An 18,684-nucleotide genomic window follows, 5' to 3' on the forward strand; every position below is an offset into this window, starting at 1 on the left:
CGGCGGGCAAGAACGTACCGGCTGTGCCGGACCCGCCACGCGGTGTTTGGCTACAAACCGGATATCTCATCCGGGATCTGCCATGAACTGCCATCCTTTGCGGCGGACTTCCGCCGTAGCCGTTGACGCGTGGACGCGTTGAACCTTGCGGACCGGGAGCAGCCCGACTCCCGAACCGCTTGTTGGAGGAGAGGTTCCGTGGTGGAGGCCGGGATGGAGACCAGCCAGAGCATCGATCCTTTTACGCCGGCCATGTCCAGTGCGCCGCCCGCGTGTCCGGACCCCGGGTGCGATGTCGTCACGGTGCCGACGCGGCACGGGCTCGAGGCGGTCGACATCCTGCGGCGCGGGGCGGGTGACGAGGCGGTGGGGCCCGTCCTGCACGACGACGGCGGCGACACCCTCGGGTTCGTGGTGCCGCCGGGGACGGCGGCCGGGTGGGACGTGCCGGGCAGCACGTGCACGGAGACGGACGGGCGCGGGGTGCGGCTGAGCCCTGAGCCGCCGGTCGCGGGCTCGGACTGGCTGCTGCCGCCGGGCGATGCGGACCTCGCGACCGATCCGGCGGTGCTGCGCGCGGCACTGGGGGAGGCGGCGCGGATGATCGAGGCGGCGGACAACTGCACGTGACGGTTCAGGTTCACTGAGCCGACCCCTCCACCGCGCCGGATAATGGCCCAATGGGAAAGTCCAGGAACGCCCGGCGCGAAAGCGCGGCCGCCGTCGTCGAAGCCGTCGACGGCGGGCTCGCCGAGCTCATACCCGACCGGGACCGGGCGCGAGCCTGGACGCTGCTCGTCGACGGGGCGCCGCAGTCGCATGTCGATCTGGACGACCCGGCGTATCTGTCCTTCGAGTACCAGCGGCGGCTCGGGCACGTCATCGACCTGGTCGCCCCGCCCGGCCGGCCCGTGCACGCGGTGCACCTAGGCGGCGGCGCGCTGACCCTGGCCCGTTACGTCGCCGCCACCCGCCCCCGCTCCACCCAGCAGGTCGTCGAGCGCGACGCGCCCCTCGTCCAACTGGTCCGCCGCGAACTGCCGTTGGCCCCGAACACGCGGATCCGGGTCAGGTCGGCGGACGCCCGCGACGGCCTCGCCAAGGTGCCCGACGGCTGGGCCGACCTCGTCATCGCCGATGTCTTCAGCGGGGCCCGGACCCCGGCCCACCTCACCTCGACCGAGTTCCTCGACGAGGTTCGCCGGGCCCTGAAGCCGGGCGGCTGCTACGCCGCCAACCTCGCAGACGGGCCGCCGCTGGCCCACCTGCGTGGCCAGATCGCCACCGCGGCGGCCTGCTTCTCCGAGCTCGCGCTGGTCGCCGACCCGACCGTCCTGCGCGGCAAACGCTTCGGCAACGCGGTCCTCGTCGCCTGCGACCACCCGCTCCCGCTGGCCGAACTCACCCGCCGCGCCGCCTCCGACCCGCATCCGGGCCGCGTGGAACACGGCAAGGCCCTCACCGACTTCACGGGAGGGGCCGTACCGGTGACCGACGCGGCCGCGGTGGCCTCTCCGGCGCCGCCGCCAGCCGTATTCAGGTGACGCGGGGTCCCCTGGTAGTTCCCGATTTAGTAGTTCCCGATCTCCACCCGGGTCCAGGTCTCCGTCTTCCACCTCGTTTCCTCGCAGGGTGCCCCGGCCTTCAGAGCAGTGGACTTCGCCAAGGCCAAGAAAGCCAGGTTCACGTCCGGGTTCGGTGAGCCGACTTGGCGGAAGAAGTTCCGGCACGAGGGCTTCCGCGTGATCGGCACGGACCGGGTTCCGCAGTGCCGGCCCGACGGCACGCCCCTGGTGAACGCGAAGACTCCTGCTGCTTCACCTGCAACGCGGACGAGAACGCAGCACACAACGTCGCGGCAGGACAGGGCGGAATTCCCCGCCCCCGGCGCTCAGCCGGTGCCGGAGGGGTGACAGCGGCCACCGGCCGTTCGAGCGCCCGTGAACCTCGACCCACCCGGGGTGGAATCCCCCTCTTTCAAGAGGCGGAGGATGTCAACGATGTCCTACGGTCGCCGCCGCCCTCCACAGGCGCCGGATGGACCTGTGCCGCATGGCGTACGGTGCGGCGCATGGCAAGTGTGCTCGTGGTCGAGGACGACCAGTTCGTACGCTCGTCGCTCATCCGGCATCTGACCGACGCCTCGCACACCGTGCGCAGCGTCGGTACGGCACTGGAGGCGCTGCGCGAGGTCGCCCATTTCCACTTCGATGTGGTCATCCTGGACCTCGGTCTGCCTGATCTGGACGGCGCCGAGGCCCTGAAGATGCTGCGTGGCATCACCGATGTCCCTGTGATCATCGCCACCGCCCGGGACGACGAGACGGAGATCGTCCGGTTGCTGAACGCAGGGGCGGACGACTATCTGACCAGGCCGTTCTCGGCCGAGCACTTGGCGGCGCGGATGGCGGCCGTCCTACGGCGGTCCCGTGCCGCCTCAGGGGACGCGTCGTCGCAGACCGTGCTCCGGGTCGGGGGACTGACCGTGGATCCGCTACGCAGACAGGCCGAGCTGGACGGCGTACAGCTCGATCTCACCCGGCGCGAGTTCGACCTGCTCGCCTTCCTGGCCGGCCGGCCAGGTGTCGTCGTCCCGCGCAAGGAACTGCTCGCCGAGGTGTGGCAGCAGTCGTACGGCGACGACCAGACCATCGACGTCCATCTGTCCTGGCTGCGCCGCAAGCTGGGAGAGACGGCCGCGCAGCCGCGCTATCTGCACACTCTGCGGGGCGTCGGCGTGAAACTGCAGCCGCCCGCCACGGCGTCGCCCCCATCTCCCTGATCCGATTGGTCTCCACGTTCACCCATGAGTGATCCACACCGCCGAGGTGAGCGGGGTTGTGTCGATTACGTTTCGACAAACGGGGGTGACAGCTATTGACGTATGACCTGACATACGGCTGTCATTGCGCCATCGTGTTCGGTCAAGTTGATTTCTGGTTGATTGCGACCGGCTTCAATCCCTCCCCGGCCGAACCCTGCCCTCAGGAGCCGTCCATGCACCACCACTCCCCCTCCCTCCCTGCTCCCACCCGCCGCACCCTGCTGCGCGGCATGGGCGGCGCAGCCCTGCTCGGCGCCGGTATACCCCTGCTGAGCGCCTGTGGCGGCAGCGGCACGTCCGCCGACCCGAAGACGGTCACCCTCGGGTCGAAGGCGTCCGACGCGGTGCCGAAGAAGGCGTTCGCCGACATCTACGCGGCGTACAAGAAGAAGTCCGGCATCACGGTCGACGTGAACACCAAGGACTCGAACACCTTCCAGGAGCAGATCAACTCCTACCTGCAGGGCACGCCGGACGACGTGTTCACCTGGTTCGCCGGCTACCGGATGCAGTTCTTCGCGGCCAAGGGTCTCGCCACCCCGATCGACGACGTGTGGCAGACGATCGCGGGCAACTTCCCCGAGGCGATGCAGAAGCTCAGCAAGGGCGAGGACGGCAAGTACTACTTCGTGCCGCTGTACACGTACCCCTGGGCGGTCTTCTACCGGAAGAGCGTCTTCAAGCAGTACGGCTACGAGGTCCCCACCACCTGGGACGACTTCGTCGCGCTGTGCAAGCAGATGCAGAAGGACAAGCTGGTCCCGATCGCCTTCGGCGACAAGGACGCCTGGCCCGCGCTCGGCACCTTCGACCAGATCAACTTCCGTAAGAACGGCTACGACTTCCACGTCGACCTGATGGCGGGCAAGGCCTCCTGGACCGACGCCAAGGTGAAGTCCGTCTTCGACCTGTGGACCGAGATCCTCCCGTACCACCAGGAGGGCGCCGTCGGCCGCACCTGGCAGGATGCCGCGCAGACCCTGGTGTCGAAGAAGGCCGGCATGTACCTGCTGGGCACCTTCGTGGGCCAGCAGTTCACCAACGCGGCCGACCTCGAGGACCTCGACTTCTTCGCCTTCCCGGAGATCGACCCGGCGTACGGTCAGGACACCGTCGAGGCGCCGACCGACGGCTTCATGATGAGCAAGAGCCCGAAGAACAAGGCCGAGGCGGTCAAGCTCATGGAGTACCTGGGCACCCCGGAGGCCGAGCAGATCTACCTCAAGGCCGACCCGAGCGTCGTCGCCGCTTCCACCAAGGCCGACACTTCCTCGTACACCACCCTTCAGAAGAAGGCGTACGACATGATCGCCGGCGCCAAGAGCCTCACCCAGTTCATGGACCGCGACAGCCGTCCGGACTTCACCTCCACGGTGATGCAGCCCGCGCTGCAGAAGTTCATCCGTGACCCCAAGGGCGTCGACAGCCTGCTGACGTCGATCGAGCGCCAGAAGAAGACGATCTTCGCGTCCTCGTGACGCGGATCGGCCTGACGGAGATCGATCTGACGGAGTCGACATGACGACCACCCCCACCAAGACCCCGGAGGCGGCCCCCGAGCCGCCTCCGGGCGCGCCCGCGAAGACCGGCAAGAAGGTGCCCCAGGGGCACCGCCGCCTGCTCACCCGCCGGGACCGGTTCGCCCTGGCGTTGATGGCGGGCCTGCCGACGATCCTGCACATCACTCTCGTGTGGGTGACGGCCCTCGCCTCGATCGCCCTGGCCTTCACCACCTGGGACGGCATCGGCTTCGACTCGATCAAGTGGGTCGGACTCCAGAACTTCAAGGAACTGTTCGAGCAGAACCCGCAGTTCTGGCCGGCCGTCCAGCACAACGTCATCTGGTTCGTCGTCCTGATCGCGATCCCCACCCCGCTCGGCCTGTTCCTGGCCGTGCAGCTGGACAAGAAGATCCGGTTCAGCAGGGTCTACCAGACGGCGTTCTTCCTGCCCGTGGTCATGTCGATGGCCGTGATCGGCTTCGTCTGGCAGCTCATCTACAACCCCGACACCGGTCTGATCAACAGCGTCATCGGGGCCAACGAGCCGGGCAAGTACATCGACTGGATCGGCGACCCGGACCTCAACCTGTGGGCGATCCTCATCGCCGCGTCCTGGCGGCACACCGGCTACATGATGATCCTCTACCTGGCCGGCCTGAAGGGCGTCGACCCCTCGCTGCGCGAGGCGTCCGCGCTGGACGGGGCGAACGAGTGGCAGACGTTCAAGAACGTCATCTTCCCCACCCTGCGCCCCACCAACACCGTCGTCCTGGTCGTCACCATCATCGAGGCCCTGCGCGCCTTCGACCTGGTCTTCGTCTTCAACAAGGGCGCCGAGGGCACCGAACTGCTCTCGATCCTGGTCACCAACAACATCATCGGCGAGTCCAGCCGCATCGGATACGGCTCCGCGATCGCGGTCGTCCTGCTGCTGATCTCCCTCGTCGTGATCATCCCGTACCTGGTGGCCACCTTCCGCAAGGAGCGGCGCGCATGAGCACCACCGTCACGACCAAGGTCCGTACGCCCCTGCGCCCCGCCCGGATCCTGCTGCACCTCTTCCTCGCGGGCGCCGCGCTGGCCTGGCTCGGGCCGCTGCTGTGGGCGCTGTACTCGGCCATGCGGCCCTACGCGGAGACCAGCGAGAAGGGCTACGTCTCGTGGCCCGACACGCTGAGCTTCGACAACTTCACCAACGCGTTCACGCAGTCGGACATGGGGCACTACTTCGTCAACACCATGATCATCGCCGTGCCGGCGGTGCTGGTGACGTTGTTCCTGTCGTCGATGGTGGCCTTCTACGTCAGCCGCTTCGACTTCCGCATCAACCTGTTCCTGCTGCTGGTCTTCACCGCCGGCAACCTGCTCCCGCAGCAGGTCATCATCACCCCGCTGTACCGCCTGTACCTGCTCGTCGACCTGCCCGGCATCACCATGTCCGGCAAGCTGTACGACTCCGCGCTCGGCCTGGTCCTCATCCACGTAGCCTTCCAGTCCGGCTTCTGCGCCTTCGTGCTGAGCAACTACATGCGCACGCTGCCGCACGAGCTGACCGAGGCCGCGCTGGTGGACGGCGCCTCGGTGTGGCGCTTGTACTGGCAGATCGTGCTGCCGCTGTGCCGCCCGGCGATGGCGGCCCTGGCCACGTTGTTGTCCATCTGGATCTACAACGACTTCTTCTGGGCCCTCGTGCTGATCTCCACCGGCGAGAACATGCCGATCACCTCCGCCCTGAACAACCTCACCGGGGCCTACTTCACCGACCCCAACCTCGTCGCCGCCGGCGCCCTGTTCACCGCGATCCCCACCCTGATCGTGTACTTCGTGCTCCAGCGCCAGTTCGTCAGCGGACTGACCCTGGGCGCCAACAAGGGCTGACCAGCCCTTTCCCTGAGATTCCGTGAAAGAGACCTCCGTGCACAACCCCTTCACGCCGATCGCCTCCGTGCCCGTGAACCCGCGCACCGCCCGAGTTCACGAGGAGGGCTGGCAGTCCTGGAGCCCCAGCGGCGCCTACGCCCTCGGCGACAAGCCGTACCGCCCGACCAACGACAACTGGGCGACGGTCTGCTACCGCCCCGGCGTCACCGTCCCCGAGAGCACCTTCCAGGGCGAGGGGCTGCTGGCCCTGGACCCCGGCGACGGCACACCGGTCCGGCTGTGGGCGGCGGCCGACCCTGTGCGGGAGGTGCCGTCGATCCGCCTGGTCGTCAGCGGCGACCGGGCGGAGGTCAGCGCGGACGGCCCGGTGAAGGAGTGGACGGGCACGGACATCCAAGCGGTGCTGGGGAGTTGGGCCGACGGCCTGGGGCTTACGGCTCCCCGCCCGGCCCCCACCGTGTGGTGCTCCTGGTACGAGTACTTCACCGCCGTCACCGAGGACGACATCCACGAGAACCTCCGCGCGATGGACACCCTCGACCTGCCCATCGACGTCGTCCAGATCGACGACGGCTACCAGAAGGCCCTCGGCGACTGGCTCACCCTCTCCGGCCGCTTCCTCTCCCGCGCCGGCATCGCCGACGCGATCCGGGCCCGGGGCCGTAGGGCGGGTATCTGGACGGCACCCTTCCTCGTCGACCCGGCGAGCGAGCTGGCCACCGAGCACCCGGAGTGGCTGGTCCGGGACGCGGACGGCGGCTTCACGCACGCCGGCCGCAACTGGGGCCACGACCTGCGCGTCCTCGACACCACCCACCCCGACGCGGCGGCATATCTGACCTCGGTCTTCACGACCCTGCGCGCCGAAGGCTACGACTACTTCAAGGTCGACTTCCTGTACGCGGGCGCGCTGGACGGCGTACGGCACGCGTCCGTCGACGCGCTCCAGGCGTACCGCTCCGGCATCGAGCTGATCCGCGAGGCGATCGGCGCCGACGCGTACCTGCTCGGCTGCGGCGCCCCGCTGCTCCCCTCCATCGGCCTGTTCGACGCGATGCGGGTCAGCCCCGACACGGCCCCGCACCGCCGCCCCGAGGCCGACGACTACAGCCAGCCCGGCCAGGACCCGGCCGAGTTCACCGGCGTCGGCCGCCAGTGGCAGCACGGCCGCCTGTGGATCAACGACCCCGACTGCCTGATGGCGCGCCCCGCCGTGGAGACCCGCGAACGCTGGGCGGCACACGTGGAGGCGGCCGGCGGCCTGATGGCCTCCAGCGACCGCCTGCTGTCCCTCGACCAGTGGGGCGTGGAGACAACTCGCCGTCTTCTCTCGGGAGTCGACCAGTGATCCCGGGGCGCGGCCTCGCGTACGGCGGCGACTACAACCCCGAGCAGTGGCCCGAGGAGGTCTGGGACGAGGACGTACGGCTGATGCGGGAGGCCGGCGTCACCATGGTCAGCGTCGGCATCTTCTCGTGGGCGCTGCTGGAACCGGCGGAGGGCGAGTACGAGTTCTCCCGCATGGACCGCATCCTGGACCTGCTCCACGAGAACGGCATCGCGGCCGACCTGGCGACCCCCACCGCCGCCCCACCGGCGTGGTTCTTCCGCGCCCACCCGGAGGCGCTGCCCGTGGACCGTGACGGCCGCGCACTGTCGTACGGCAGCCGCCAGACGTTCTGCCCGAGCAGTCCGGCCTACCGCACGGCGGCCCTGCGGATCGCTCGGGCGGTCGCCGAGCGCTACGCGGACCATCCGGCGGTGGCGATGTGGCACGTCCACAACGAGTACGGCTGCCACAACGCGGAGTGCTACTGCGACACGAGCGCGGAGGCGTTCCGCCGCTGGCTGCGCACCCGGTACGAGGACGACCTGGCCGCGCTGAACCACGCCTGGGGCACGACGTTCTGGAGCCAGTGGTACTACGACTGGGACGAGATCCTGCCGCCCCGCCCGACGGGCGCGGTGCCGAACCCGACCCACCAGCTGGACTGGCGCCGCTTCTGCAGCGACGAGCTGCTGTCCCTGTACAAGGCGGAACGGGAGGTGCTGCGTACGGTGGCCCCGTCGATCCCCGCCACCACCAACTTCATGGTGATGTACAACTTCGACGCGCTGGACTACTGGCGCTGGGCCCCGGAGCTGGACGTGGTCTCGAACGACCACTACCTGCGCTCCACGGACCCCGAGTCGGAGATCGACATCGCGCTGAGCGGCGATTTGGTGCGCTCGCTGGCGGGTGGCCGCCCCTGGCTGCTGATGGAGCACTCGACGGGCGCGGTCAACTGGCAGCCCGTCAACCGGGCGAAGACGGCGGGGGAGTTGCGGCGCAACGCCCTCGCCCACGTGGCGCGCGGCGCGGACGGCATCGCCTACTTCCAGTGGCGGGCGGCGAAGGCGGGCGCCGAGCAGTGGCACTCGGCGATGCTGCCGCACGCGGGCACGGACAGCCAGATCTGGCGGGACGTGGTCGCGCTGGGCGCGGACCTGAAGGCACTGGCGGAGGTGCGAGGCAGCACGGGCACGGCATCGGTGGCGGTGGTCTGGGACTGGAACGCGCGCTGGGCTCTGGAGCTCCCCTCCCAGCCGAGCGAGCAGGTCCGCTACCTCGACCGGATCCGTTCCTGGTACGAGCCGTTGTGGCGCGCGGGCGTCGCGGTGGACTTCGTCCGCCCGGACGCGGACCTGTCGCCGTACCGCCTGGTCCTGGCCCCGAGCCTGTACCTGGTGGACGAGGCCGGCGCGGCGAACCTGACGTCCTTCGCCGAGGGCGGCGGGACTCTGGCCGTCGGCTTCCACAGCGGCGCGGTCGACGAGAACTGCCACGTCCGGCTGGGTGGTTACCCGGGCGCGTTCCGGGAGGCGCTGGGCGTGCGCACGGACGAGCTGTTCCCGCTGCTGCCGGGGGAACCGGTCGGGCTGAGCGGGGGCGGTACGGCGTCGCTGTGGTCGGAGCGGGTGACCCTGGCCGGCGCCGAGACGGTGGCCTCGTACACGTCCGGCCCGCTCACCGGCGTCCCGGCGGTGACCCGCCACACCCACGGCACAGGCACGACGTGGTACGTGGCGACCCAGCCGGATCCCGCGGCTTTGGCTGCCCTACTGGACCGCATCCGTGTGGAGGCGGGCGTCGAGCCGGTACGCGTCACCCCGGCGGGCGTCGAGGCGGCACTGCGGCGGGGCGAGGACGCCGACTACCTGTTCCTCATCGACCACGCGGGACGCGGTGCGGAGGTCCCGGTGGCCCGCGACGCGACCGAACTCCTGACAGGCAAGCCGTTGCCGGGCGGTTCGGTCATCGTGCCGCCGGGAGAGGTCGTGGTGGTACGGGAACCGCGCGGCGGACGGTGACGGGGGAGGTACACAGCTGCCCGTCACTGGGACACGGCAGCTGAACACCAGCGGGGCGCGGCACCCCTCGGATGCCGCGCCCCATCCCCCGGTTCCCCCCGGGTGTGTGACCGGGCCTAGTCGGCCGCGGTCACCGGTGGAAGGTCCATCGTCAGCGGCGGGAGCGTTCCCGTGCGGGCCGCCTGGCCGTACCAGAGCGCGCTCGACTTGGGGGTGCGGGCGAGCGTCGCGTAGTCGACGTAGACCGCGCCGAAGCGCTTGCTGTAGCCGTACGCCCATTCGAAGTTGTCCATCAGGGACCACAGGTAGTAGCCGCGGACGTCCGCGCCGTCCGCGATGGCGCGGCGGACCGCCCTGAGGTGGCCGTGCAGGTAGGCGACGCGCTCCGGGTCGTGGACGCGGCCGTCGGGGTCGGGCTTGTCGTCGTACGCCGCGCCGTTCTCCGTGACGTACAGCGGAAGACCCGGGGCCTCGCGCGTGTAGCGCATGATCAGGTCGTGCAGGCCCGTCGGGTCGATCGTCCAGCCCATCTCCGTGCGCTCGCCGGGGGTCTGGTGGAAGGCGACGTCGTCCGCGCCCGGCCAGGGGGAGAACGAGCTGGCGCCGTGGCCGTCGGCGCGCGGGCCGTCGGCCTGCGTCTCGGCCGCCGACACCAGCGCCGGGGTGTAGTAGTTCAGGCCCAGCGCGTCCAGCGGCTGGTTGATCGCGACGAGGTCGCCGTCGAGGACGTACGACCAGTCCGTGACCGATGCCGTCGCCGCGAGGAGTGTCTCCGGGTACGCGCCGTGCAGCATCGGGCCGTGGAAGACGCCGTTGGCCAGGTCGTCGATCTTCTGGACCGCCGCCAGGTCCGCCGGGTCCTGCGAAAGCGGGCGCACGACCGCGGAGTTGAGGCTCACCGCGATCGAGTTGCGGGCCGGCATGGCGGCCCGCAGGGCCGACGTGCCCAGCCCGTGCGCCAAGTTGAGGTGGTGCGCGGCCTTCAGTGAAGCCGCCGCGTCCGTACGGCCGGGAGCGTGCACCCCGGAGCCGTAGCCCAGGAAGGCGCTGCACCACGGCTCGTTGAGCGTTATCCACTGCTCCACCCGGTCGCCGAGCGCCTCACCGACGATCTGCGCGTACTCCGCGAAGCGGTACGCCGTGTCGCGCTCCGGCCAGCCGCCCGCGTCCTCCAGCTCCTGGGGCAGGTCCCAGTGGTAGAGCGTGACGGCCGGTTTGATCCCGGCGGACAGCAGCTCGTCCACCAGGCGCCGGTAGAAGTCCAGGCCGACCTGGACCGCCGGGCCCCGGCCCGTCGGCTGCACGCGCGACCAGGAGATCGAGAAGCGGTACGCGGTCAGGCCCAGCTCCGCCATCAGCGCCACGTCGTCGCGGTAGCGGTGGTAGTGGTCGACAGCGATGTCACCGGTCTCGCCGCCGGCCGTCTTGCCCGGCGTATGGCTGAAGGTGTCCCAGATCGAGGGTGTGCGGCCGTCCTCCCGCACCGCCCCCTCGATCTGGTACGCGGAGGTCGCGGCGCCCCAGAGGAAGGCGGGAGGAAAGGTCGCCGGGGTCGCCGGCGTTTCGGACTCAGGCATGGAAGCGCTCCCATAGGAGGTCGTGGAGACCGTCGGGTGGATGGGGGGAAGGGAGGGAGAGAAGGGGCCGAGGCGGCGGTGACCCGGCCCCCGAAGAGCGACAGAACGAGCGGACAGAACGAGCGGCAGAGCGAGCCGCAGGGCGTCAGCCCTTCACCGCGCCCTGCATGATGCCGCCCACGATCTGCTTGCCGAAGATCGCGAAGACCAGCAGCAGCGGCAGTGTGCCCAGCAGCGCGCCCGCCATGATCAGCGACTGGTCCGGCGTGAAGCCCCGGCCGAGGCCCGCGACCGCGACCTGGACGGTCGGGCTGCCGGTCTGGGTCAGGACCAGGAACGGCCACAGGAAGTCGTTCCACGTCTGGACGAACATCAGCATGCCCAGGACGGCCATCGCGGGCCGCGCGGCCGGGAAGACCACGTGCCACACCACCCGCCAGCTGCTCGCGCCGTCCACCCGGGCCGCCTCGATGATCTCGTCCGGCAGAGCCTGGATCAGGTACTGCCGCATGAAGAACACCCCGAACGCGCTCACCAGCGACGGGAAGATGACGGCCTTCAGCTGGTCGGTCCAGCCGAGCTCGGCGACCATCATGTACAGCGGGATCACGCTGAGCTGGGGCGGCACCATCATGGTGCCGATCACGATCAGCATCATCGCGCCGCGGCCCTTGAAGCGGAGCTTGGCGAAGGCGAACCCGGCGATCGTCGACAGGAACACGATGGTCAGCGCCGACACCCCCGCCACGAACGTGGTGTTGATGAACGCCTCGCCGAGATTGGCGTCCTTCCAGGCGATCTCGAGGTTGTCGAAGAGGTTCGAGCCGAACCAGAACGGCGGCGGCGACTGCGCCAGACGCTGGGTGTCGCGGGATGCGGCGATCGCCGTCCACACCAGCGGGAACAGCGAGCCGATGGTGAACAGGGCGAGGATGACGTACGCGAGGGGGCCGGCATGCATCTGCCCACCCGCGCGGGCCGACTTGGGGCGCCGTACGCGCTTCGGCTTGTGTTCGGGCGTGTCCACCGGGGTCAGTGTCGTCGTCACGGCCGGGTCTCCTAACTACTGGCGCGCAGCCGGCGCGAGATGACGTAGTTGACGATCCCGATCACGATGAGGATCAGGAACATCGTCCAGGCGATCGCCGAGGCGCGGCCCAGGTGCTGGTTGACCCAGCCCTGCTCGTACAGGTACAGGCCGAGCGTCTGGAACTGGTGCTGGGAGCCTCCGGAGGTGCCCTTGTTCGCGTCGAACAGCAGCGGCTCGCCGAAGAGCTGGGAGGCGCCGATGGTCGACACGACACAGGTGAACAGGATCGTCGGGCGCAGCGACGGCAGGGTGACGTGGAGGAACTGCTGCCAGCGGTTGGCCCCGTCCAGGGCCGCCGACTCGTACAGGTCCTGCGGGATCGCCTGCATCGCGGCCAGGTAGATCAGCGCGTTGTAGCCGGTCCAGCGCCAGATCACGATCGACGACACGGCGATCTGGGAGGCCCACTTGTCGTTCTGCCAGTCGATGTTGTCGATGCCGACGGCACCCAGGGCCCAGTTGATCATGCCGTAGTCGCGGCCGAAGAGCAGCACGAACACCAGGGACGCGGCGGCGATCGACGTCGCGTACGGCGCGAGCATCATGACCCGGTAGAAGGTCGAGGCGCGCAGCTTGTAGTTGAGGATGTGGGCGATGCCCATCGCCATCAGCAGCTGCGGGACCGTCGAGATGATGCCGATGGTCAGGGTGTTCTTCGCCGCGTTCCAGAAGAAGTCGTCGTCGAAGATCCGGGTGTAGTTGCGCAGGCCCGCCCACTCCATGTCGGTGGGCGCGGTCATCTCCACCGTGTGCAGCGAGGCCCAGCCGGTGTAGATCAGCGGGAACAGGCCGAACGCGAGGAACAACAGGAAGAACGGCGAGACGAAGGCGTACGGGCTCCAGCGCATGTCCCGCTGCCAGCGGCGGGAGAGCCGGGCCCGGCGGCGCTTGTCCACCTCGGGCACGGCGTCGGCGGGCGGGCGGCCCGGGGCCGCGCCCCCCTCCTTGTCGGGGGGCGCGGCGGTGTCGTGCCGGGTGGTCATACCGGTCACTTCTCCAGGTTGTTGTCGATGGTCTTGGTGGCCGTCTCCCAGGCCTCCTTGGCCGACTTGCCCTGGGTCACCAGGATGACGCCGTTGTCGGTCAGACCCTGCTGGATGATCTGGTCCTTCGGGCCGATCACCTGGGCGGGGATCTGCTTGGCGGCCTCGGCGAAGATCGTGCCGATCGGGGCGTCACCGGTCATGTCGTTCTTCGCGCCGGTGACCTGCGGCAGAGAATACGCGGCCGGGGCGCTCGGGAAGCTGCCCTGCTTGGCGAACAGCTTGGCCTGCTGCTCGGGCGCGGTCAGCCACGCGGCGAGCTTCGCCGCCTCCTCGGTGTTCTTGCCGGACTTCGGCACGGCGAGGAAGGTGCCGCCCCAGTTGCCGGGCTTGGGGGAGGTGGCCACGTCCCACTTGCCGGCCGCTTCGGGCTTCGACTTGCCCTTGATGTAGCCGAGCATCCACGGCGGGCAGGACATCGCGGCGAACTTGCTGTTGGCGATCGTCGTGTCCCAGGCGGGCTGGAACTGCGTCTGGTTGCCGATCAGCCCGTCCTCGGCGGCCTGCGCGGTCAGGTCGAAGGCCTTCTTGATGGCCGGGTTGGTCTTGTAGATGACCTCGCCGGAGGCGTCGTAGAACTTCTCGCTCTCACCGCTGACGATCGCGTTCAGCAGACCGCCGGGGGAGTCCAGGAAGGTGGTGCCCTTGGGAGCCTTCGCCTGGTAGTCCTTGCCCACCTCGACGAACTGCTCCCAGCTGCCCGCCCACAGCTTGCCGACCTCCTCGCGGGCCGAGGGCAGACCGGCCTGCTCGAACAGGTCCTTGCGGTAGCAGATGGCCATCGGGCCGACGTCGGTGCCGAGACCGACGGTCTGGCCGTCCTTGGTGGTGGCCTGCTTCCATTTCCAGTCCAGCCAGTTGCTCGACTGGACGCCCGACACCTTGGACAGGTCCATCAGCTTCGCGGCCTGGGTGTTCACCACCTCGGCGATGTTGCCGACCTCGACGGCCTGGATGTCCTGCAGACCGCTGTTGGTGGTGAGGTGGTTGACGAGAGCCGGGTAGTAGTTCTCGTTCCGCTCCACGACGTTTTCGGCGATCTTGATGTCCGGGTTGAGCTTCTCGTACTCGGTGTAGAGTCCGGCTTCCTTGAAGCCCTGCGTACCGAAGAGTCCCAGCGTGATCGTGGTCTTGCCGCCGCCACCCGACGGCGAGTCGGAGTCGTCGTCTCCGCCGTCGTCGGCACAGCCGGCCAGCAGCCCGGCGCCCAGCGACGCGACGGCCGCGAGGACCATCGCCTTGCGGGCGGTTCGGTTGCGTGCTCGCATTGCGTCCTCCTGTTGCCCTGACGTGCCGACCCCCCGGCCAACTGCGTTGTTGGACCCGTTAGTTCTTGCTGCGGCTCGGGCGGGGAACGTGCGGGTTGTGTATGTGTCAGGTACCGTGGGAGCGCTCCCACTTGTGATGTGTTGAAGGTTCGTCGGTCCGAGCGGGGGTGTCAAGGGACTAGGAGCCGAGAGATGCGTTCAGTTATCGGGCTGTTAACTGGAACCCCGGGGTAACGATCCAGCCAGCCGCAGGGGCCTCCTGCGGCCCTCCTGCGGAAACAGTCCCCGGCAGGCCGGAGCCCACCAGGGACGGTGTCGCCCGCGACAGGACTGTTAGATTCCAGGCCAACGTAAGGGTCGACGAGAGGGCGGAGCCCATGGCAAGCCACGGAGCGCGGGGCCGGAGCGGTGGCCGGCCCACCCTCGAAGAGGTGGCGGCACGGGCGGGCGTCGGGCGCGGCACCGTCTCCCGGGTGATCAACGGCTCGCCCCGGGTCAGCGACGCGACCCGCGCGGCGGTGGAAGCGGCGGTCGCCGAGCTCGGCTACGTCCCCAACACGGCCGCGCGCGCCCTGGCCGCCAACCGCACCGACGCGATCGCCCTGGTCGTCCCTGAGCCGGAGACCCGCTTCTTCGCCGAGCCGTACTTCTCGGACATGCTCAAGGGCGTCGGCGCGGAGATCTCCGACACCGAGATGCAGCTGCTGCTGATCTTCGCGGGCAGCGACCGCGAGAGGCAGAGGCTGGCCCAGTACCTGGCCGCGCACCGGGTGGACGGCGTCCTGCTGGTGTCCGTCCATGCCGACGACCCCCTTCCCGACCTGCTCGCCCAGCTGGAGATACCGGCCGTGATCAGCGGCCCGAGGTCGGCCGCGGAGACGCTCCCATCGGTCGACTCCGACAACTACGGCGGCGGCCGCTCGGCGGTCGAGCACCTGCTGGCCCGTGGCTGCCGCGCGGTCGCCCACATCACCGGCCGCCTCGACGTCTACGGCGCCCAGCGGCGCGTCGACGGCTACCGCGACGCCCTGCTCGACGCGGGGCACGAGGTGGACGAGCAGCTGATCGAGCCCGGCGACTTCACGGAGGAGGGCGGCCGCCGCGCGATGACGACCCTGCTGGCCCGCCGGCCCGACCTGGACGCGGTCTTCGCGGGGTCGGACGTGATGGCGGCCGGCGCCCGCCAGGTCCTGCGCGAGGCGGGCCGCCGTATCCCCGACGACGTGGCGCTGGTCGGTTACGACGACTCCGCCATCGCCCGCCACATGGATCCGCCGCTCACCAGCGTCCGCCAGCCCATCGAGGAGATGGGCCGCAGAATGATCGACCTGTTGCTGTCGGAGATCGCGGACCGCCGTCCGACGATGTCCCGGGAGCTGGAGCGGCGGCAGGTGGTGCTGGCGACGAAGCTGGTGCCGCGGACGTCGTCCTGATCCCGGCCGGCGTCAGTGCCGGTGCCACCCTCTGCGGTGCCGCGGCTCCGGCCGCTCGGTGCGGTGGGTGACCAGCCAGGCGACGCCCAGCAGCACGACGCCCGCCAGCCAGAAGAAGATCACCAGCCAGGCGCCGACGGTGGAACCCAGATCGTTGGCGTCCCGGCACAGCTCCCCGACACACCTCTCGCCCGCCTCGTCGAGGGCGATCACGAGCCACAGCAGCATCGCCAGATTGAACGCGAGGATCACCCACGTCAGCAGCCGCCACCGAGGAATCCGCCGCGACCGCATGACGAGCCTCCCAACCTCACGAATGGCTCATAAGCAGACGATACGCCCAAGCTTGTGGGGTGAGGGAGACACCGCTCAGGACTGGTACGGCTGCTGCTGCGGCTGCCCGTACTGCTGACCGCCCTGGCCGCTCGCGGCCTGTGCCTGCAACTGCTCCGCCTGTTCCTTGGTCACTTTCTGCTCCGCGCCGCAGAAGGTGCACTGCGTCGCGTACTTCGTCGAGATCGGGAACAGCGGCACGAAGAACAGCGTGAACTTCGTGACGCGCTTCCTGAGCGTGTGTGCGGCGGGGTTGCCGCACTGACCGCACACCAGCGTCAGTATCGCGAGCTGGTACAGGTATCCCTTGGTGCCGAAGATGATCATTGTGTCGGTCCTTCCGGAACGGCTTGGCTGGGGCCAGCCCCAGGAGGGATCGGCCAGGTGGCCCGATGGTACTGAGGCTTCCGAGTTTCTAGCGTCGCCTGTGACCATGCCAGCCCGTCAAGGAGCACCACGCCCTTATCCCTCTACCTGCCGGGCCGCCGCCTTCGCCCACCAGCGGCTCACCTGGGGCCCGTGCCCGGCCGCCGAGAAGGAGCTGAACCAGGCGGGCGCACGGTGCGCGGAGGTGACGGTTCCGCTCGACTACTCCGACCCCGGCGGCCGTACGATCCGCATCGCGATCTCCCGTGTCGAGGCCCGGGACGGCAGGCACCGACGCGGAATCCTCCTCTCCAATCCGGGCGGCCCCGGCGGCACCGGACTCGCGCACACCCTCGCCCCTGATCGGCTTCGACCCGAGGTTCCTCGTCGCGAGCACGCCCCTGCACTGCGCCCCGGCCGGACCGGCACCCGCGCCCGCGGAGTCGACGTCCCCGCGGCAGGACTTCGACGCGTCCGTCCGTTCCGCCCGGGACCTCGCCGCGCGCTGCCGCCCGGCGGCCGGCCTCCTGCCCCACGCCTCCACCCTCCCCCAGCTCTCAACTTCGTTCGTGCCTGCTGCTGCGCCAGCTGATCCAGCATCAGGAGTACGACGCCCCGCTCGCGTCGGTCGTCCGGGACCTGTCGGCCGCGGCGGCCGGCGAACTGACCGAGCCGGGCCCGGACCTGGCCGGCCTGCTCGACCTCCTGTCGTCCTCCGAGCCGGCGGACAGCCTGACCGGCGGGGCGCTGTTCATGTGCGGCGACGGCGGCTGGCCGGCCGGTGGCTGGCCGAAGGACCCGGAGACGTACTGGCGCAACAGCGTCCGCAGCCGCGCCGGACGAGCCGGGCACGGCTGTACGGAACTCCGTGCCCGTCCTGATGCTCCAGGCCCGCCGCGACAACAACGTCCCGTTACGGCCGTGGGGCGAAGGGACTGACGCCGGTGCCGTGCGCCGACCGGGCCGTCAACGACTACCCGCGGGGCGGGGAGCTGCCCGCCCGGGACGTCCTGTGTGCGAGCGGGCCTTGATTCGCCATGTATTCGCCTCTGACACGACTTCGGCCGGTGACCTTGTCGCCAAGGTCACCGGCCGAATACTCAGGGTGAGTGACGGGACTTGAACCCGCGGCATCCTGGACCACAACCAGGTGCTCTACCAGCTGAGCTACACCCACCATGACCGGTGCTGGGTTTTCCCCGACCGGCCGAGAAAAAGTGTACAGGGTCCGAAGGGGTGCTCGCGCCAGGTTTTCGCGGCGCCCCTTCGAGGGCCTCTGACGTGGGCCTTCTGCGCAGGCAGGACGTGCTTACTACGAGGGCAGGACGTACTTCGCGGCGATCGTCTTCGCCGTGTCGGAATCGGGGCCCGGCTGCGGTACGAAGATCGCCTCGCGGTAGTAGCGGAGCTCCGCGATGGATTCGCGGATGTCGGCGAGGGCGCGGTGGTTGCCGTTCTTCTCGGGGCTGTTGAAGTACGTCCGCGGGTACCAGCGTCGGGCGAGCTCCTTGATGCTCGACACGTCGACGATCCGGTAGTGCAGATAGTCCTCCAGCGTCGGCATGTCCCGCAGGAGGAAACCGCGGTCCGTGCCGACGGAGTTGCCGCACAGCGGGGCCTTGCCGGGTTCCTTCACGTGCTCGCGTACGTACGCCAGGACCTGCTCCTCGGCGTCGGCGAGCGTCGTGCCGCCGGGCAGCTCCGTGAGCAGTCCGGACGCGGTGTGCATCTGACGCACCACCTCCGGCATCGTCTCCAGCGCCCGGTCCGGCGGGCGGATGACGATGTCGACTCCGTCGCCGAGGATGTTCAGCTCGGAGTCGGTGACGAGGGCGGCCACCTCGATGAGCGCGTCGTCGGACAGCGAGAGGCCGGTCATCTCGCAGTCGATCCACACCATGCGATCGTTCATGCGACCACCCTACGGCTGACGTCCGCTTTTGGGTCCCCGGCGTTGGTTGGTCACGAGGTGACGGGACGGGAAGGGGCGGTGGGGGCGAGAACCTCCCCGCGCTC

16 protein-coding genes and 1 tRNA gene are annotated in these 18,684 nt (G+C 69.5%); 9 read left to right on the forward strand and 8 right to left on the reverse strand.

Features of this window, described 5'->3' with window-relative positions:
• Positions 1 to 198: 198 nt before the first annotated feature.
• From ABT063_RS07515 to ABT063_RS07550, 8 genes are all read left to right on the forward strand, one after another.
• Positions 199 to 630: a hypothetical protein gene (locus ABT063_RS07515; protein WP_351056246.1), complete on the forward strand. Its 432-nt coding sequence runs from the start codon at positions 199 to 201 to the stop codon at positions 628 to 630.
• Positions 631 to 680: 50 nt separating this feature from the next.
• Positions 681 to 1,544 (forward strand): spermidine synthase, encoded by an 864-nt coding sequence (locus tag ABT063_RS07520; RefSeq protein WP_351056247.1) that lies wholly within the window; start codon positions 681 to 683, stop codon positions 1,542 to 1,544.
• A gap of 527 nt (positions 1,545 to 2,071) precedes the next feature.
• Entirely contained in the window at positions 2,072 to 2,782 is a 711-nt protein-coding gene (locus ABT063_RS07525; RefSeq protein ID WP_351056248.1) for a response regulator transcription factor, read from the forward strand.
• A gap of 215 nt (positions 2,783 to 2,997) precedes the next feature.
• Positions 2,998 to 4,302 carry an ABC transporter substrate-binding protein gene (locus tag ABT063_RS07530; RefSeq protein ID WP_351056249.1) on the forward strand — a complete coding sequence of 435 codons (1,305 nt, stop codon included), beginning with the start codon at positions 2,998 to 3,000 and terminating at the stop codon, positions 4,300 to 4,302.
• 40 nt (positions 4,303 to 4,342) lie between these two features.
• Complete coding sequence (locus tag ABT063_RS07535; RefSeq protein ID WP_351056250.1) at positions 4,343 to 5,323, forward strand: carbohydrate ABC transporter permease; 981 nt, start codon at positions 4,343 to 4,345, stop codon at positions 5,321 to 5,323.
• On the forward strand, positions 5,320 to 6,204 hold the full coding sequence (locus tag ABT063_RS07540; RefSeq protein WP_351056251.1) for a carbohydrate ABC transporter permease: 885 nt from the start codon (positions 5,320 to 5,322) through the stop codon (positions 6,202 to 6,204). Before ABT063_RS07535 ends, ABT063_RS07540 begins: the two co-directional genes overlap by 4 nt.
• Positions 6,205 to 6,241: 37 nt before the next feature.
• Entirely contained in the window at positions 6,242 to 7,555 is a 1,314-nt protein-coding gene (locus ABT063_RS07545; protein ID WP_351056459.1) for a glycoside hydrolase family 36 protein, read from the forward strand.
• A complete protein-coding gene (locus ABT063_RS07550; protein WP_502990770.1) occupies positions 7,552 to 9,558 on the forward strand; it encodes a beta-galactosidase in 2,007 nt (668 codons plus the stop codon). The genes ABT063_RS07545 and ABT063_RS07550 overlap by 4 nt, the downstream gene beginning before the upstream one ends.
• 116 nt (positions 9,559 to 9,674) lie before the next feature.
• Here the strand turns inward: ABT063_RS07550 and ABT063_RS07555 are convergent, their stop codons facing one another.
• From ABT063_RS07555 to ABT063_RS07570, 4 genes are all read right to left on the reverse strand, one after another.
• Positions 9,675 to 11,135: a GH1 family beta-glucosidase gene (locus ABT063_RS07555; RefSeq protein WP_351056252.1), complete on the reverse strand. Its 1,461-nt coding sequence runs from the start codon at positions 11,133 to 11,135 to the stop codon at positions 9,675 to 9,677.
• A 145-nt stretch (positions 11,136 to 11,280) separates the two neighbouring features.
• A complete protein-coding gene (locus tag ABT063_RS07560; RefSeq protein ID WP_351056253.1) occupies positions 11,281 to 12,183 on the reverse strand; it encodes a carbohydrate ABC transporter permease in 903 nt (300 codons plus the stop codon).
• Between the two features lie 11 nt (positions 12,184 to 12,194).
• Complete coding sequence (locus ABT063_RS07565; protein ID WP_351056254.1) at positions 12,195 to 13,208, reverse strand: carbohydrate ABC transporter permease; 1,014 nt, start codon at positions 13,206 to 13,208, stop codon at positions 12,195 to 12,197.
• A gap of 5 nt (positions 13,209 to 13,213) precedes the next feature.
• A complete protein-coding gene (locus tag ABT063_RS07570) occupies positions 13,214 to 14,536 on the reverse strand; it encodes an ABC transporter substrate-binding protein (RefSeq protein WP_351056255.1) in 1,323 nt (440 codons plus the stop codon).
• Positions 14,537 to 14,913: 377 nt separating this feature from the next.
• Here ABT063_RS07570 and ABT063_RS07575 point away from each other — a divergent pair, with 377 nt between their 5' ends.
• The gene (locus ABT063_RS07575; protein ID WP_351056256.1) at positions 14,914 to 15,969 is read left to right on the forward strand and encodes a LacI family DNA-binding transcriptional regulator; all 1,056 of its coding nucleotides are present in this window, start codon (positions 14,914 to 14,916) and stop codon (positions 15,967 to 15,969) included.
• Positions 15,970 to 15,981: 12 nt separating this feature from the next.
• On the opposite strand, the gene ABT063_RS07580 is transcribed toward ABT063_RS07575, so the two are convergent.
• The 4 genes from ABT063_RS07580 to orn form a co-directional block, all read right to left on the reverse strand.
• Positions 15,982 to 16,263: a hypothetical protein gene (locus tag ABT063_RS07580; protein WP_351056257.1), complete on the reverse strand. Its 282-nt coding sequence runs from the start codon at positions 16,261 to 16,263 to the stop codon at positions 15,982 to 15,984.
• Positions 16,264 to 16,338: 75 nt separating this feature from the next.
• On the reverse strand, positions 16,339 to 16,629 hold the full coding sequence (locus ABT063_RS07585) for a zinc-ribbon domain-containing protein (RefSeq protein ID WP_351056258.1): 291 nt from the start codon (positions 16,627 to 16,629) through the stop codon (positions 16,339 to 16,341).
• Between the two features lie 1,143 nt (positions 16,630 to 17,772).
• Positions 17,773 to 17,845 (reverse strand) — tRNA-His (locus tag ABT063_RS07590).
• A 135-nt stretch (positions 17,846 to 17,980) separates the two neighbouring features.
• On the reverse strand, positions 17,981 to 18,580 hold the full coding sequence (gene orn / locus ABT063_RS07595; RefSeq protein ID WP_351056259.1) for an oligoribonuclease: 600 nt from the start codon (positions 18,578 to 18,580) through the stop codon (positions 17,981 to 17,983).
• Between the last annotated feature and the right edge of the window lie 104 nt (positions 18,581 to 18,684).

Source organism: Streptomyces sp. NPDC002838 (assembly GCF_040295365.1).
Taxonomy (GTDB): Bacteria; Actinomycetota; Actinomycetes; order Streptomycetales; family Streptomycetaceae; genus Streptomyces.